This is a genomic window from Streptococcus sp. 2018037, from assembly GCF_019754195.1.
In the GTDB taxonomy this organism is placed as follows: Bacteria; Bacillota; Bacilli; order Lactobacillales; family Streptococcaceae; genus Streptococcus; species Streptococcus hashimotonensis.
In genome coordinates this window covers 1-16,266 of sequence record NZ_JAIJZQ010000013.1, presented here as the reverse complement: position 1 = coordinate 16,266, position 16,266 = coordinate 1, and the positions used below count along the sequence as shown (strand labels likewise).

Below are 16,266 nucleotides of genomic sequence, written 5' to 3'. Positions count from 1 at the left end.
AAGAGAAATATCTGATAAGTGACTAGCTGTGTTTTAATATTCAGACTTTTCTAATATCCTTCTTGTAACATTATTGTAATATAAATGACATAATAATTCATCAATGATATGGTATTCTTTAAGGAGCAGAAAAGGAGACGATATGCCATTAAGACACTATCAGTCCCATGAGTACCAGTACGAAGAGTATATCCCGAAAGAGAAAAAGGCTAATTTTCAAACCTATCAAGCAAAAAATACCAATAAAGAACGTCTAAAGGAATTGTTGTTTTTTGTTAATATCGCATTTTTTAGTTTGATAACAGTCATCGCTAGTTATGTCTATCTATCCGTAGGCATTCCTGTTTTTATTGCCATCATATTGGCAAGTGCGACGGGTTTTCTTGGACTACGTTTGGTTCAAATTGGACTAAAGAAGAAATTTAAACCCAGACAAGTTATCAGAAAAAATGAATAATGAAGTATGAAGACAGAGAAAGTTATTCTCTGTCTTTTTTGCATGAACCACTGCCGTCTGTAAACAATTGATTTTCTGCACCTCTTAATATAGTCTGGTAATTTTCTATCTTATAATCTAAACGTTCTAGAGCTTGCTGAATTTCCAACAATCGTAACTGCAGGACTTCCCGTTCCTCTTTTAGTAAATCAATCCGGGCTTCCACAGTACTATCGCCAGCCTGCACCAAGCCCATATACTCAATCAAGCGCTCAATAGACATACCAGCACTCCTAAAGCAGCGAACAAATTCCAAAACGGCTACATCATTTTCCACAAAGTCCCTTACTCCAGAAGATTTTCTTGCAATTTTGGGAATAAGCCCTATCCGCTCATAGTAGCGAATGGTATCTGCCGATAGACCTGTTACATCACTAACTTCTTTAATGTTCATATTCATTCTCCCTTAGTTTTGTATATCTATTATATACCTTTAAGTCAACTCTAAGTCAAGTATGCGACAAAAAATCTGGGTTTCCCCAGATTTGCTATTTTATAAATAGTCCCCTTTAACCACAAAGAAGCTGCCACGGATTTCGCCTGCTAGTTTGAAGCCGTTGGCGGGCAAACTTGAATTTGCCTTCAAATTCTTTGGGAATTTCAATGCCGTCTGACAATTTGAAACCGACCGATCGCTTGCCGCCTTCTTCAAGCGTATAGAGGACATTGACATATCGTCATTTGGTTTATCTTCTATTTCACCTTTTGGATGATTGGGAGTTGGAAAAATCTCCCTTTCCTAAGCTTAAAAGCTAAAGAACAAAGTCGAATAGTCTGACATTCTTTGCGATACTATCTAAGTCACATAAACAAATTTACTTCTTTTTTTATAAAAAATAAACTCCAAAGTAGTCCTAATAAACATAAAGCAATAAAAGGAGAAACCAGTATAGGTTTTACAATTGATCCCTCTGAGACTACTTGCTTAGTAAGTAGTTGATTTTCAATTCGGTGACCTCTAACTAATAATCGGTGGCTATTAACACCATAAGGTGTGCAAGTCACAAGGGTTACGAAATCCTCATTCGGATCTATCATCAAAGGAGATACATCATCTGGAGTAACCGTAATAATTTTATCAATTTCGTATGTCAGAGTGTTATCTAAAACTTGTATCATAAATGTGTCCCCTATAACCAGCTGATCTAAATCAGAAAACAGTTTTGCAGAAGGCAATCCCCGATGTCCTGAAATAGCAGCGTGACTTCCCTGACCGCCAATGGGAAGGGAAGTCCCAGCAAGGTGACCTACTGCTACCTGCAATACGGCATCATCCGTTCCGTGATAAATAGGTAACGTTGTCTGTAATTTAGGAATTTCTACATAGCCCATAATACCAGTATCTGTGATATTTAAAATTGATTCATACTTTTTTAAAGCTACACTGTCTATATTTAAATTAGGTATTGTCCCCTTTTCGAGCGTGCTATTATATGCACTAACATTTTCTAAAATTTTTTGTTTTTCTTCTTTTGAAATATCCAATAATTTCTCAGAATAAGTAGCTACTGCTTCTGATTGATAATGTGAGTTCCAATAATCACTTACTGTTGGATATAATAACAATAATAGGCCAGTTATTAAGAAAAAGACTAGCAGACTCGTTATGTAATTATTTTTAGATTTGGAAATCATAATAACCTCATTTTGAATAATAGGAAAAGAGGCTGGGAAAAAGGCCAGCCTCGCTTCTCAGAGTTCGTGTCTACATCTCAGCGTAGTGGTTGATTGGGTTTAACAGTCCACTGGACTGTTAAAGGTTGGAGATAGGAGTTGCAAAGCAAATCTCAGTAATTCATGTTTTACGCTTCAAATCTGACCTCTACGACTGTTGCGAACAAGTTAGCTTAATTTCCAACCTATTCCAAATTTACTTAAGGTCTACACGTTTCTTCGTCACAAGAAGGACTGCTGAACTGATTGCAAACAATGCCCCAATAAGGTAAAGCATCTTTGTCCCAACGCTACCTGTTGACGGCAGTAATGAACCTTTTTTATTAATGACATTTGTTGAGAGAGAGCCATCTTGCAAGTTTGAAGTAAATTTCAATTCTTCGTTACCTGACAGTTTGTTCAATGTTGGCATTGCAGACTCAATAGTATATTCCGCAGTAATTGTAAACTCAAGTGGCTTGATTGTATTGTAACCACTTGGAGTGGTAGTTTCTTCTAATTTGTAGTCTCCAGCATCAAGGCCTTTAAATTCAAATTTAGTTAGTTCGCCACCTTTTATTTCTTCACCAACCTTTTTCCAATCATTCTTTACTTTTTTATAAAGAGTAAATCCTGCACCTGTCAAAGCCTTCCCATCCTGGTCTTGCTTATTTACAATAGTTTGGTATGTAAAGACAATAACTACATCTTTTGGTGTTCTACCGTGCCCTTCAGAGTTAGGATTGTTTGAGTACACTAACTCAACTTCATTTCGGTTTCCCTGTCCACCAATAACAGCTTCTGAAGTTAATGTTGCTGTATATTCTACAACCACTTTAGTTTTAGAATTGATTTTTTGATTTTCAATAGATTTCAAATTTTCAATAGAGATTTGAAGTTCTTTAGGATTTTTACTAATTTTAAATTTGTCTGTGACTTCAACTCTATTTTTACCTTCGTTTTCTAAATAAATTTTAGCATCTTCATTATATTTCAACCCCTTAGATAAAGTATCAACAAATTCAAGGTTATATGTTTGATAATCATCAAAATTACTTGGTAGGGTTGCTGTCAATTTAAAAGGAACTTGGTCATTAAAATCATAATCTGCTGCATCTTGCCAATTTGATTCTACACCTGTGGTATCATTTTTATCTTTAACTTTCTTTTCAACGGTTGGAATGTCACTTTTTAAAGTAGCTTCTGCATCTCCGACAACTTTCAAAATAAAGCGAGTATAAGAAGTATTTGTTTTCTTATTCGTAGCTTCTTGTGAAAAATCTTTATCTTTAACTAGGTAGTAACCCGGCTTTAACCCAGGGAGAATTGTCTTGTCAGCAGTACTCACAACTGATTTTGAAGGAGCCCCTTTTAAATGTTTACCGGCTTCAAATGCAAACTCCTTAACTTTGTTAGAGTCGTCATTTTCCTTACCTAATAAATCTACAATATCTGTTACCTCTTTCTTTTCTTCAAAAGTAAAAGGTGTAACATCAGAGCCCCATCCAATATTTGAAAGTGTCTTACCGTCTTCTGAAATTTCACCTTTAAAAATTTGGTAGGCTTCATAGGTATGACCAGCTGTTGTACCATTGATTGTTAAACTGTAATTTCTAGATTCCTCAGCAGAAACCTTTAGAATACCCAAGGCATAGAACATGACTGTAAAAAATACTGTAAAGATTGTTATTAACTTTTTCACGAAAATATCCTTTCTGACTTAAAAAATTTTTTATAAAATAATTTCTCACCATTTTCTGCAGTTATAGCACAGTCTCTCCTCCTATAACGCATATAAATGAATCAACTATACAAATTAAATTTATAGAATAATCCTCCCGCAACAACCAGTAATACTATTACTCCCAATAAGTAATACATGATTACACCTGGTCCACCTGTATTAGGCAACACGTATTTTCGGGTAGAGACGTTTCTTATGGTTATTATCCCCGAAACAATGGCTGCATTTTCTGGAGTAGTTACATCCACCTCATTATTCTCAGATTGATAGCTAGTGTTATAACCAATTATTGGATGCTCCTGTACAAAATAACTGTACGTAACAGTCTCTCCTTCTTCCTTACCTTTTTTAGGAAGTTCATGATATGTCTTACTCCAATTCATCGTATGATTGAGGGTCTCGCCACTCAAATAATCTTTTATAATTTTACGTCCGTCATCAAAATGAACTATTTGCTTCAAATCATAGCTAATTTCTCCGTTCACACGATCCGTTGGCTGCTTATCTGCTGTAAACCATTGTTTATTGACCGTAATGCTTGTCATATTTAACTTCTGGTTTTTTATTGTCAATATCCCCTTAACAATAGCTGCTTCTGCTGGATTTACCGTATCAGCATTACTCTCATTCAAATAACAAACACTATAGCCTGGTAGGGGGACTTCCTCTACATAATAAGCATAGCTAACCTTTTGTTTAGCTTCATTTACACCTGATATTGGTAAATTATCATACCGTTTTGTCCATTGTTCAGCCGCAGTTAAGGTCTGGTTAGCTTGATAGACTGTTGTTGTCTTCGTTCCATCTTCTGTCGTGGAAATTTGGTTAAGATTATACGTAATGGAAGAAATTGTTGGTTCTCCAATCTCACTTCCATCCTCATTTAACCACTGCTTCCTTACAGTGATTGATGTTTTTGTTGGCACAACTTCTTTTTTATTACTAATAGTAATAACCGGGGTTTTACGCTCTGCTTCTCCAGCTGATTCAGCCTGTGATGCAACAACACTTGCACTAACACTAACTGAATTGCTACTCCATCCTGTAAATCCCCATGTCGCTGTCATATTGGTAGCAGCAGTTGGAACCCGTAATTTTTCTGTAATTTTAATTAAAAAACCATTGCTATACTTACCAGTCGCATCATCATAAAATTCATTCTTTTCTATAATGATTGCAGAGGAATTAGGATTATATTGAGCACTAGTTATTTTCTCTAATCCCTCAGTCCCTCCATGCATACTATCAGGCATATAGGTATGTTTAAGAGCATTTGGAACCTTAAATATTTCAAGATTAGTAATATCAGTTTGACCTTGGTTATCAAGAGTAATTTGATGTTTCCCCAAAAACCAACTGGAAACATAATCTCTAGATAGGTCATTTCCATTATTGATATAAATAATTCGTTCAACTTCTCCAGTAAGACGATTAACAGAGGCTACCTGATTACGAATTTTTAATCCTTTAGCTACACCGCCTGGCATCTCTCTGGAAGCCCCATAATCAATATAAAATGTTTTTGAAGGTTGATTTTGTCCATCTATAACATTTGTAAAACTTTGTTTACCTGAATAAGGTACATTCTTCAAATCCGCTCCCATAGTCGCATAACTTGCTGAAAGCTTGATATTCTGTTCTCGTCGTACATAATCATTAAATGTATAAATAAAGCTATTTGTCGCTTCATCATACCTTCCTGTAGCTACAACCGTATCTCCAACTTTCAAAGGAATAGGCGGTAAAGTACGTTCTCTAATCCCTGTAGGTGATAATTTACTATCCAACTTAATTGTGAAAGAATCTCCCGGTTGAGTATCTGGTTTAACTTTAAGTTCAAAAGCTAACTTTATAAACTCTCCACTGGTCATCCACACTGCATCTTCATTATCTTTTTTTGTATCACTTCGCGTTGAAGTCAGCTCGTATTTTAATACTTCAACTACATTTTCTACTTTAGGCTGCCTAATAATAGTATTACCCCGGGACTCTGATATTTTCTCTTCAGATGTTGAATCGGTGGATTTTATATATTTGGCTTCCACAATTCCGTAATGATTAACTCTGATTTCATAGTAATCATTCAATAACTGATAACCTTCAGGCGCTTTAGTCTCTCTAAGGGTATACGTTCCTTTCGTTAGATTTGAGAATACAGTCCCCTTTGAATCGTTAGTAGTAGTTATCGTTTGCATAACTTTACCAGTTGAATCAGAAAGAGTAAATACAGCACCTGCTAATGCCTTCCCTTTCTCATTTACTTTCTTCAAAGTAAAGCTTCCACTTTGTTCAGCTATCTGAACATTTGACGCCGAGCGTAAAAAGGAATCCATTGAGACAGTTGCTTCTGTCACTTCTCTTGTTAATACAAAGGGATTTTCCTTGCTTCCATTCCCTGTTTTATTTACCAATTCACTATTTGTTGCTGCTCGTTCAATTATTCGATACGTCGCTGAGGAATTTGCTACATTTTCCCATACTAACTGAGTAGAAGTTGCTTCATCCGGCGCTTCAATACTTTGAACAGCATTTTCAACTTCTGCTATTCTCCATGAACCATCTTCATTTTGAACTTGCAATTCTATATCAATAACGTCATCACTATCAAACTCATTCCATTCTTTTCTTGCATATAAAGTGATAGGCTTTTCAGCTGTCTCTACTAGTGTGTAGTTGAAGAAAGAATCTGAAGAAAATTCAATACTGGTGAGTCCTGTTTCATCTGTCTTTATTTCTGTTTTATCTGTTAAATCTTCAACACTATCTAAATCATTATTTTTGAAATGATAGAACTTCCATTTTGTCGAGCTTTTTTCTACAGGTATACTATTTTTAAATGTAAATGAAACTCTCACTTCTTTTTGAGGTTCGATTTTTTCTCCTGATTCAGTCAAAAAAGAAAGTTCGTAGGAATGAGCCTGCTGAACAATCTGAGAATTTTCCTCAAGAATAGATGATACTCTATCACTATATTTTGTACTATCTTCTGAAGGTAAAACCTGTAATCGAACAGGCTGTTCAAATGTATGAGCCTCATAGTTAACTTGTACAGTTATATTTTCATGTTCAGCGAATAAGCTTCCAGCAGATTGAACCTGTGCCAACTGTGACTCCGCCTGTTCTTCTTGAACTGGCTGTTCTACTGTTGTTGGCTGATTATAGACTGATTGCAGAACACTCTCCTGACTGTCTGTCTCTAAAGTAATGGCTGGTAAAATCAGCAAATACGATATTCCAAAAGCCATAATTATTGACAACGCCATAGTTATTTTTGCAGTCTTTTTCTCTCGAAAGTATTGCTGAACAAATTTAAACAATCTTTCCCATAATATTTTCATGTTTTCTATCTCCTTCCTTTATTTTATTACTCCCATTTTATGAAATGGCCATATCCGAAAGGTTAACTTTCCAACCAGTTGCTCCTCACCAATTGACCCAATAGCTGTATTTCTAGAATCAATAGATACACTGCGATGATCTCCCATTACAAAATATTGACCTTCTGGAACCTGGTACGGTAGTTTAATATCCGTTTGACCATAGGCCTTATCTTTAACATAGGGTTCGTCTAATGTTTTTCCATTTACATAAACATTCCCCTGCTCATCTATATTTACCCACTGACCAGAAGTGGCTACTACTCTTTTTACCAAAACCTTATTATTGTAGTAGAATGCAACCATATCTCCAGTTGAAAGTGTATTTGTCTTCACAGTTGCCACCATATCACCTGCTTCCAGAGTAGGAGACATGGAACTTCCATAAATATGCAGAACTGGCAACCATAACATGGCTATTAATACTGCAAGTGCAGCGACAGTAATAAGCGTGAAAATAGTATTTTTTAATGTCTCAAGATACCGCTCTTTATATCGTATTTTATTCAGCTCCTCTGACATTATTGATATACTGGGTAAATCTGATATGGTAACATAATCCTTATTTTTATTAGTCGCCATCCTCATCTATTCTCCCTATTTCACAATTATCAGATTGTTTATGTGTAACTTTTTGAACCTGTTCAAGATAAATATTTGCAGCCAATTGTGCTTCTTCAAAAATCCTAGTAACTGCTAGAGACGCCTCCGCTATCGAACCAATTTCTCCCAAAACCGCTTCGCGATACTCAATTCTTTTTTCCAAATCTACTAATTTTGCTTGATAAGACTCTATTTCCCTTGCCTGCTCAACCAAGAGTTCAAATAATTCAGAACGCTTCAGTTTTCTAAGGTCTTTTGCATTTAACATTGCTTCTTCCTCTCTCCTTTTTGCTTATATTGCTTTAGCTACAAAATATATGCTTGTTTGCTTCTAAATATCACATATCAATCAAAATATATACATTTTTGTAAATATAATACAATCAAATTAGCCTGTACATGATACCAAGCCAATCCTTAGTTTGTCAACAATGCCAATTTCTTAAAAAAACACAAAAAAATCAGAACTTTTTGCACATATATGTTTAAGAAAAAATATGTATGCAAATCGAAAAACTACATCCTTCTGATTTCTCAAACAATTCCATTAATATAAATATTTTTTTCATAGCTAGTGCATCACTAGATTCCCCTCATTTATTTCATATATTTTTTTGAAAAAACATACAAAAAACAAAGAAAAAACAATTTATTACATTACCCTGTATAAGGGATAAATTGATTTTAGTAGTGATTTGCAGATTGTAACTTATTTAAAATTGAACATCCTCCAACTTCAGATTTTTAGAAACGCATACACTGCTCCTATCTAGCAATAAATCGGAGAAAAAATATTTCCTAACGAATGATAGAGAAGTTCTTTAAATATAACGTAGAACCTGTATTTGATAACAAATGTTTCTAACTAAATACTATTCACAAACCTCTATTACTCTTATGTGGGTATATGAGTTTTATCCTATTATTACTCAGATAAGACTAGGAGTAAAAACCGTTCTATTAGCAATTTCACTGAAAACGTCCCACAATCACCTAAAACATTATAAACACAAAATGAAAGAGAGAAAGAACTAGACAGATAATACTCAATGAAAATCAAAATCAGACTAGACGACGAAGATGCAGATAAAACTGAAGTTCATCAAACCAAGTCAACAACGTCTGATTTTGATTTTCGAAGAGTATAAAAAAGAATTCGGCAATAAATCTTTATCCCAGTTGTTGAGCTGAAACAATCTGTCTCCAAACGTTTTTACTACACTGGGATGTTGGTCAAACTTTGAGAAATAGTATTGTTTTTTTGCCTAGGCTCATTTTTGCATACAAAAAAACCTGATCACACGATCAGGCTTTTCAGGAGATTATGAAAAATATTTAGGATTGGGTATAGTATAACCAATATTACTAAAAGTCACATCCGTCTTAAGACTGATTTATTGAATATGACCAATAAAATGAGTAGAGTCGCTTAAAAATAGACTTATTCATACGAGAACTGCAGTCATAATTTAAGAACCCGTATTCACAGTTCAACGCTTCTATTCTAAGGCTAGTTTTTAAGCTACTCATCATTAGTTTTTTTCAAAATACAATCAACATCCCCTCAAAAAATTACCTTGATTAGCTAAATCTGTCTCTTAATATGAGTACTTCGCTTGTAAATACAGGTTCTAAGAATAGAGCTTTACCAAAGCAGGCATGGATATATTTATTTTTATTAAACTCTCTATCTTATTTTGCACTTCTGACACAAGCTTCATAGGTCTGTTCCATCAACATGGTAATAGTCATCGGACCAACACCACCTGGAACTGGGGTAATATAACTTGCTACTTCTGATACTTCATCGTATTTGACATCACCGATTAGCTTGCCATTTTCATCACGATTCATACCAACATCAATCACCACGGCACCTGGCTTAACAAATTCCTTGGTCACAAAATGACCACGACCAATGGCAACAACAAGAATATCAGCCTGACGAGCAAGATCTGGCAAGTTTTTGGTACGAGAATGTGCAATCGTTACAGTAGCATTGGCATCCAATAGTAGCTGTGCCATCGGTTTACCAACAATATTAGAACGACCAATAACTAAAGCAGACTTCCCTTCCAGCTCAATCTGATATTCCTTGAACATTTCCATAATTCCTGCTGGAGTAGATGGAATCATGACAGGATGACCTGACCAGAATTTTCCCATGTTAGTCGGATGAAAACCATCCACATCCTTATCTGGGTCAATAGCCAACAAGACCTTCTCCTCGCTGATGTGGGCTGGTAAGGGCAATTGCACCAAAATACCATGCCATTCATCATCCTGATTATAGCGCTCAATCAAATCCAACAAGTCTGACTCAGAAATCGTATCTGGAACGCGAACAACCTCACTCTTGAATCCAGCAGCTAGAGCTGACCGCTCCTTATTCCGTACATAAACCTGACTAGCAGGATTTTCGCCAACTAAAATAACTACAAGACCTGGTACCAACCCCTTTTCTTCTTTTAATCGAGCAGTTTTCTCCGCCAAGGCAGCCTGCATTTTTACACCTAGTGCTTTCCCATCAATGACTGTCATACCTACACTCCTTTTGTTTTTTCTATTATACCCTAAAATTCTCCGACTGACTATACTTGTACAAAGTAGAATATAGCATGTAGCAAAAAACTCCGAACAATATCGGAGTCGTACTTATTTGTTCATTTATTACAAGACCTTGGACAAGAAATCCTTGGTCCGTTCTTCCTTGGTATGTTCAAAGACTTCTTCAGGCGTTCCATCCTCCACGATGACACCACCATCCATAAAGATAACCCTGTCAGCTACCTCACGCGCAAATCCCATCTCATGAGTCACGATAACCATGGTCATCCCTGACTTAGCCAAATCCTGCATAACAGCAAGAACTTCACCAACCATTTCAGGGTCTAGTGCAGAGGTCGGTTCATCAAAAAGTAAAACATCTGGGTCCATGGCCAGACCACGTGCAATAGCGATCCGCTGTTGCTGACCACCTGAAAGGCTTTGTGGATAGGCATTCGCCTTATCTGGCAATCCTACCTTTTCAAGTAATTCCTTAGCCTTCTTCTCAGCCTCATCCTTTGCAATTCCCTTGGTCTTAATAGGTGATAAAGTAATATTATCTAATACCGTCATATTCGGAAAAAGATTGAACTGTTGAAAAACCATTCCCATCTTTTCACGCATCTTGAAAATATCATTTGACTTGTCAGTAATATCAACACCTTCAAATGTAACAGTTCCCTTGGTCGGTACTTCTAAGAGGTTCATTATACGTAAGAAAGTCGATTTCCCTGACCCTGATGGACCGATAATAACGACTACCTGACCTTGTTGAATATCTAAATCAATTCCTTTTAGAACCTCATTCTTTCCGAAGTACTTATGTAAATCCTTGATAGAAATAATTGCATTAGACATGGAACTGCCCTCCCTTGTTCAACTTTTTCTCAAACGACTGAATAATCACTGTTAGCACCGTTGTCATAATTAGATAATAGCACGCTGCAAATACAAGTGGTGTTAAAGGAATATAAGAAGTGGATTGAACTGTCTGAGCACCGTTCCATAATTCCATCACACCGATGGTTGATAAAAGTGAACTATCCTTAACAATAGTCACAAATTCATTTCCCAAGGCTGGAAGGATATTCTTGATAGCCTGTGGCATAATAACGTAACGCATCGCCTGCTTTGGTCTAATACCAAGCGAATAAGCAGCTTCCAGCTGTCCTTTTGGTACAGCATTAATACCTGCACGAACAGTTTCAGATACATAGGCACCCGAGTTCATCGAAATAACAATGATACCTGAAATCAAGCGTGTCAAATCTACCGTCAAAATTCCTAGCTGAAAAGTTGGTGCTACAAAATGTGTCATCGCAAAAGCAATCATAATCTGGACAATCATCGGTGTCCCACGAAAAATCCAGACATAGATATTAGCAGTCCAAGCTAAAACTTTATACTTACTACGCTGAGCAAAGGCAAGCAGCACACCTAAAATACTACCAAAAAATACTGAGAAAAATGCAATAATGAGGGTAACAATTGCCCCATAATTAAAATAAGCCCAATACTCAGGCAAAAAAGAAAAATTCATTCATCCTACTCCAATTCTGTCATTTAGAGTCTATTATACCATTTTTGAATATTTATGCAATACTTTTGTTTATAATATTCATTTTACATAAGAAAAAAGCACCCTTAGGTGCCTCTCACTTCTTCTTAGTACAATAGCTCATAGATTTCCATTGCAATCAAGTCGATGCTATCAAACGCGTACGTTTCACGAGCAGCAACATCACGCAAGGTAAATACTGAACCATTTTCCTCGTCATAGCTATAAGCCACTTCTGCAACAACAATACCATCACGTTCGAAATTACGTTTCAACGTACCGCCGTCATTAGCCATAGCTTCCAGACGATTGATAATTCTCACCAAATGTGATTCCATATTCGTTCTCCTAATCCTTTTTATAGGAATATTTTACCACATATTGCCAAAAAAGTCTTATTTTTTCCCTATTTTCTTCCTATCGCCCTATTTTTCATAGAAAGTTTTTCCAAGCGTAGCAGTTTCTTGATTTTTCTATGAATCTTGTTATAATAAAGCTAGAACTGACCTTTTTTGACTATTTAACAATAGGTCACATTTTTCACAGAAAGAGGTAGAATTATGCTCTGCAAAAATTGTAATATCAACGACGCAACTATCCATCTCTACACCAACTTAAACGGTAAACAGCAGCAGGTAGACCTCTGTCACAACTGCTACCAAATCATGAAAACAGACCCTAATAATGCTATCCTACGTGGGTTGGGAGATTTAACAAATCCTAACAATATGGATCCCTTTAGTGAATTCTTCAATCACCTAGGTGGCTATCCTGGCAATACCCCTGCTGGAAAAAATCGCGAACAGACTCCTCCCACTCAAGCCGGTGGGCATAATGGACGTGGTGGACAGACCCCTCCTCCGCAACAACCCCAACAACCAAATGGGCTCCTTGAAGAATTTGGTATCAACGTTACCGAAATTGCCCGTCGTGGGGATATTGACCCAGTAATCGGTCGCGATCAAGAAATTACCCGTGTCATCGAAATTCTCAACCGTCGTACAAAAAATAACCCTGTTCTTATCGGTGAGCCTGGAGTAGGTAAAACAGCGGTTGTTGAAGGCTTAGCTCAAAAAATTGTTGATGGCGATGTGCCACAGAAATTACGAGACAAGGAAGTCATTCGTCTGGATGTTGTCAGCCTCGTACAAGGAACAGGTATCCGCGGACAATTTGAAGAACGCATGCAAAAACTCATGGAAGAAATCCGTAATCGTCGCGAAATCATTCTTTTTATTGACGAGATTCACGAAATTGTCGGTGCTGGTTCTGCAGGCGATGGCAACATGGATGCTGGCAATATCCTCAAACCAGCCCTCGCACGTGGTGAAATGCAACTAGTCGGTGCAACAACGCTCAACGAATACCGTATTATCGAAAAAGATGCCGCCCTAGAACGCCGTATGCAACCTGTAAAAGTTGAAGAACCAAGTGTCGAAGAAACCATTACCATCCTCAAAGGTATCCAAAATAAATACCAGGATTACCATCATGTTAAATACTCTGATGCTGCTATCGAAGCTGCCGCAGTACTGTCCAACCGCTACATTCAAGACCGTTTCCTCCCAGACAAAGCTATTGACCTTCTGGATGAAGCTGGTTCAAAAATGAATTTGACCCTCAACTTTATTGATCCAAAGGAAATTGACCAACGCCTGATTGATGCCGAAAATCGGAAAGCACAAGCTACACGGGATGAGGACTATGAAAAAGCGGCCTATTTCCGTGACCAAATTGCTAAGTACAAGGAGATGCAAAAGGCAACTATCAGCGAGGAAGATATTCCACTCATTACTGAAAAGGAAATCGAAGCCATCGTAGAGCAAAAAACAAATATCCCAGTTGGTGATTTAAAAGAAAAGGAACAGTCCCAGCTTGTGAACCTCGCTAGTGACTTAAAAGCCCATGTTATCGGACAAGATGAAGCAGTTGACAAGATAGCTAAAGCCATCCGCCGTAATCGTGTCGGTCTCGGTGCTCCAAATCGTCCCATTGGATCCTTCCTCTTTGTCGGACCAACAGGTGTCGGTAAAACCGAATTGTCTAAGCAATTAGCTATCGAACTCTTCGGTTCGGCAGACAGCATGATCCGCTTCGACATGTCCGAATACATGGAAAAACACGCTGTCGCTAAACTCGTCGGAGCTCCTCCAGGCTATGTAGGCTATGAGGAGGCTGGACAATTGACTGAAAAAGTCCGTCGTAATCCTTACTCACTCATCCTCCTTGACGAAGTTGAAAAAGCCCACCCAGATGTCATGCACATGTTCCTTCAGGTCTTAGACGATGGGCGTCTGACAGATGGACAAGGTCGGACAGTCAGCTTCAAAGATACCATCATCATCATGACATCAAATGCTGGTACTGGAAAAGTTGAAGCAAGTGTCGGTTTTGGTGCGACTATGGAAGGACGGACTCAATCAGTCCTTGGCCAACTTAGCAATTTCTTCACACCTGAATTTATGAACCGATTTGACGGCATTATTGAGTTCCAACCACTGAGCAAGGAAAACTTACTTGAAATCGTCAGCCTCATGCTAGACGATGTAAACAAACGCCTTTCTCACAATGGCATCAGCCTCCATGTAACAGATAAAGTTAAGGAAAAATTAGTGGACCTTGGCTACGATCCAAAGATGGGAGCTCGTCCACTACGCAGAACCATCCAAGATCAGATTGAAGATGCTATCACCGACTTCTACTTAGAACATCCAGCAGAAAAAGACCTACGTGCTGTCATGTCAAGTAAAGGTACAATTCAGATCAAGGCACAAACAAAGACAAAATAAGAAAATAGAGCTGCTCCCTACGAGTAGCCTATTTTACTGTTTTGATATTCTATTTTTCTAAATTTTTCCCCATCTCCATACTATAAAAAAATTTTACTTTGTAAAGCCTATCACAAGGAAAAATAATAAAAAAGTGGTATAATGTATACAACTCATTCCAATTATGAAAGAGGATAGAATTGCCTATGGAGAAAATCGCTGTATTTGGAGAAAAGAAGGCTGGCGTCAGCTACCAGACTCGCTTTGGTGTTTACGCAGTTATCCCAGATGAAAAGAAAGAACAGATCATACTCGTTCAAGCGCCAAACGGAGCTTGGTTTCTTCCTGGTGGAGAAATTGAAAAGGGAGAAAATCACCTCATTGCCTTGGAGCGCGAATTGATGGAAGAGCTTGGATTCACCGCTGAAATCGGAAAATACTTTGGTCAGGCTGACGAATACTTCTACTCTAGCCACCGCGATACCCATTTCTATAATCCAGCCTACATCTATGAAGTAACTAGCTACCATCAAATAGGGCAACCACTAGAAGATTTCAACCATATTGCCTGGTTCCCAGTCAATGAAGCCATCGATAAACTCAAACGTGGTAGTCACAAATGGGGCATTGAACAATGGAAATTGCAAGAAAATTCATTCAATAACTAGTAAAAACACTCTAATCGTGCTATAATGTAGCCAAAGAGATAGAGGAGGTTCCACATGAAAATCATTAACACGACAAATAGTCATCCCAATCTTGTCCAAAGCCAGTTGGCTAATACTGATGCTTTCCTAGTAGAGACTTATTCTGCAGGGAATACAGACGTTATTTTCACACAGGCACCCCGTCATTATGAACTCTTGATTAGTAATAAATACCGTGCAGTACAACAAAATGAAATCGAGCAAATTCGAGATTTCTTCCTTCATCGAAAAATTGATGAACGAACTATTAACAAGGCTGCCATTCAAACGATTCACACAGACCGTTTGATTGAAATGTCTATTCCCATTATCGCAGAAGTGTAAGAAGCCAATTGGCTTCTCAGATTGAAGAAAAAGAGGCTGGGCAAAAACTAGCCAGTAAATAAAAAACACAGACAGATTGAGCTGCTTCTGATGAAATCCAGCTGAACTGCCTGTGTTTTTCTTTCTGTTTCTACTCTTTTGGGCTAATTTCTTAGCCAATTTCGTTAGATTCATGCTCATTAGGAGGAATCCTATCTCTGTTTTAACCACCTTTTGACCTCTGACATGAACTCTGCGTACGCCAAAAATACCCTTCATCCTACCAAATACAGGTTCGACATCCACCTTGCGTTTGGCATAAATGCGGGCTCCCTCTTTACTTGTCAATTTCTCTTTGACTAAGTTCTTGAAATAGTTCCACGTAGGATTATACTGAATTTGTTTGAGGTTTCCTTTCTCTGTCCGTGCTAACTGGTCCAATTCCTCGCTAGCTTGTACTGGATCAGCTTCGTAAATCTTAATATCTTTCTCAAATCCATTCTGCTCCGT

General features: G+C 37.5%; 14 protein-coding genes and 2 pseudogenes. 4 read left to right on the top strand and 12 right to left on the bottom strand.

Annotation, left to right across the window (positions count from 1 at the left end):
* Positions 1-142 precede the first annotated feature (142 nt).
* On the top strand, positions 143-457 hold the full coding sequence (locus tag K5Q29_RS06160) for a DUF3270 domain-containing protein (protein ID WP_105138942.1): 315 nt from the start codon (positions 143-145) through the stop codon (positions 455-457).
* A 22-nt stretch (positions 458-479) separates the two neighbouring features.
* Here K5Q29_RS06160 and nmlR read toward each other — a convergent pair whose 3' ends face one another.
* From nmlR to K5Q29_RS06105, 11 genes and pseudogenes are all read right to left on the bottom strand, one after another.
* Entirely contained in the window at positions 480-890 is a 411-nt protein-coding gene (gene nmlR / locus K5Q29_RS06155; protein ID WP_105138941.1) for a stress response transcriptional regulator NmlR, read from the bottom strand.
* A 99-nt stretch (positions 891-989) separates the two neighbouring features.
* Positions 990-1,167, bottom strand: a pseudogene (locus K5Q29_RS06150) (phage tail protein); the annotation flags it as partial.
* 130 nt (positions 1,168-1,297) lie between these two features.
* Positions 1,298-2,131: a class C sortase gene (locus K5Q29_RS06145; RefSeq protein WP_105138940.1), complete on the bottom strand. Its 834-nt coding sequence runs from the start codon at positions 2,129-2,131 to the stop codon at positions 1,298-1,300.
* A 235-nt stretch (positions 2,132-2,366) separates the two neighbouring features.
* Positions 2,367-3,851, bottom strand: a complete 1,485-nt coding sequence (locus K5Q29_RS06140; protein WP_105138939.1) for an isopeptide-forming domain-containing fimbrial protein — start codon at positions 3,849-3,851, stop codon at positions 2,367-2,369.
* Positions 3,852-3,952: 101 nt separating this feature from the next.
* Positions 3,953-7,231: a SpaA isopeptide-forming pilin-related protein gene (locus tag K5Q29_RS06135; RefSeq protein WP_205032617.1), complete on the bottom strand. Its 3,279-nt coding sequence runs from the start codon at positions 7,229-7,231 to the stop codon at positions 3,953-3,955.
* An 18-nt stretch (positions 7,232-7,249) separates the two neighbouring features.
* Entirely contained in the window at positions 7,250-7,852 is a 603-nt protein-coding gene (gene lepB, locus K5Q29_RS06130) for a signal peptidase I (protein ID WP_169051115.1), read from the bottom strand.
* The gene (locus K5Q29_RS06125) at positions 7,842-8,141 is read right to left on the bottom strand and encodes a DNA repair protein (protein WP_105138937.1); all 300 of its coding nucleotides are present in this window, start codon (positions 8,139-8,141) and stop codon (positions 7,842-7,844) included. The genes lepB and K5Q29_RS06125 overlap by 11 nt, the downstream gene beginning before the upstream one ends.
* Before the next feature lie 1,424 nt (positions 8,142-9,565).
* Positions 9,566-10,414: a bifunctional methylenetetrahydrofolate dehydrogenase/methenyltetrahydrofolate cyclohydrolase gene (locus K5Q29_RS06120; RefSeq protein WP_024385039.1), complete on the bottom strand. Its 849-nt coding sequence runs from the start codon at positions 10,412-10,414 to the stop codon at positions 9,566-9,568.
* Between the two features lie 129 nt (positions 10,415-10,543).
* On the bottom strand, positions 10,544-11,278 hold the full coding sequence (locus K5Q29_RS06115) for an amino acid ABC transporter ATP-binding protein (protein ID WP_105138936.1): 735 nt from the start codon (positions 11,276-11,278) through the stop codon (positions 10,544-10,546).
* A complete protein-coding gene (locus K5Q29_RS06110) occupies positions 11,271-11,960 on the bottom strand; it encodes an amino acid ABC transporter permease (RefSeq protein ID WP_105138935.1) in 690 nt (229 codons plus the stop codon). The genes K5Q29_RS06115 and K5Q29_RS06110 overlap by 8 nt, the downstream gene beginning before the upstream one ends.
* 125 nt (positions 11,961-12,085) lie before the next feature.
* Positions 12,086-12,316 carry a DUF1797 family protein gene (locus K5Q29_RS06105; protein ID WP_002938704.1) on the bottom strand — a complete coding sequence of 77 codons (231 nt, stop codon included), beginning with the start codon at positions 12,314-12,316 and terminating at the stop codon, positions 12,086-12,088.
* 222 nt (positions 12,317-12,538) lie between these two features.
* Between K5Q29_RS06105 and K5Q29_RS06100 the strand changes: the two genes are divergently transcribed.
* From K5Q29_RS06100 to K5Q29_RS06090, 3 genes are all read left to right on the top strand, one after another.
* A complete protein-coding gene (locus K5Q29_RS06100) occupies positions 12,539-14,767 on the top strand; it encodes an ATP-dependent Clp protease ATP-binding subunit (RefSeq protein ID WP_105138934.1) in 2,229 nt (742 codons plus the stop codon).
* Between the two features lie 185 nt (positions 14,768-14,952).
* Positions 14,953-15,414 carry an NUDIX hydrolase gene (locus K5Q29_RS06095; protein WP_172699602.1) on the top strand — a complete coding sequence of 154 codons (462 nt, stop codon included), beginning with the start codon at positions 14,953-14,955 and terminating at the stop codon, positions 15,412-15,414.
* Positions 15,415-15,468: 54 nt separating this feature from the next.
* A complete protein-coding gene (locus tag K5Q29_RS06090; protein ID WP_002938710.1) occupies positions 15,469-15,777 on the top strand; it encodes a DUF1827 family protein in 309 nt (102 codons plus the stop codon).
* A gap of 134 nt (positions 15,778-15,911) precedes the next feature.
* Here K5Q29_RS06090 and K5Q29_RS10715 read toward each other — a convergent pair.
* A pseudogene (locus K5Q29_RS10715) lies at positions 15,912-16,266 on the bottom strand (transposase); the annotation flags it as partial.

Excerpts from the sequence above, each read along its gene's own strand:
- nmlR (WP_105138941.1), bottom strand. The coding sequence starts at position 890 with ATGAACATTAAAGAAGTTAGTGATGTAACAGGTCTATCGGCAGATACC.
- K5Q29_RS06095 (WP_172699602.1), top strand. The coding sequence starts at position 14,953 with ATGGAGAAAATCGCTGTATTTGGAGAAAAGAAGGCTGGCGTCAGCTAC.
- K5Q29_RS06110 (WP_105138935.1), bottom strand. The coding sequence starts at position 11,960 with ATGAATTTTTCTTTTTTGCCTGAGTATTGGGCTTATTTTAATTATGGG.
- K5Q29_RS06105 (WP_002938704.1), bottom strand. The coding sequence starts at position 12,316 with ATGGAATCACATTTGGTGAGAATTATCAATCGTCTGGAAGCTATGGCT.
- K5Q29_RS06115 (WP_105138936.1), bottom strand. The coding sequence starts at position 11,278 with ATGTCTAATGCAATTATTTCTATCAAGGATTTACATAAGTACTTCGGA.
- K5Q29_RS06125 (WP_105138937.1), bottom strand. The coding sequence starts at position 8,141 with ATGTTAAATGCAAAAGACCTTAGAAAACTGAAGCGTTCTGAATTATTT.
- K5Q29_RS06120 (WP_024385039.1), bottom strand. The coding sequence starts at position 10,414 with ATGACAGTCATTGATGGGAAAGCACTAGGTGTAAAAATGCAGGCTGCC.
- K5Q29_RS06145 (WP_105138940.1), bottom strand. The coding sequence starts at position 2,131 with ATGATTTCCAAATCTAAAAATAATTACATAACGAGTCTGCTAGTCTTT.
- lepB (WP_169051115.1), bottom strand. The coding sequence starts at position 7,852 with ATGGCGACTAATAAAAATAAGGATTATGTTACCATATCAGATTTACCC.
- K5Q29_RS06135 (WP_205032617.1), bottom strand. The coding sequence starts at position 7,231 with ATGAAAATATTATGGGAAAGATTGTTTAAATTTGTTCAGCAATACTTT.
- K5Q29_RS06160 (WP_105138942.1), top strand. The coding sequence starts at position 143 with ATGCCATTAAGACACTATCAGTCCCATGAGTACCAGTACGAAGAGTAT.
- K5Q29_RS06090 (WP_002938710.1), top strand. The coding sequence starts at position 15,469 with ATGAAAATCATTAACACGACAAATAGTCATCCCAATCTTGTCCAAAGC.
- K5Q29_RS06100 (WP_105138934.1), top strand. The coding sequence starts at position 12,539 with ATGCTCTGCAAAAATTGTAATATCAACGACGCAACTATCCATCTCTAC.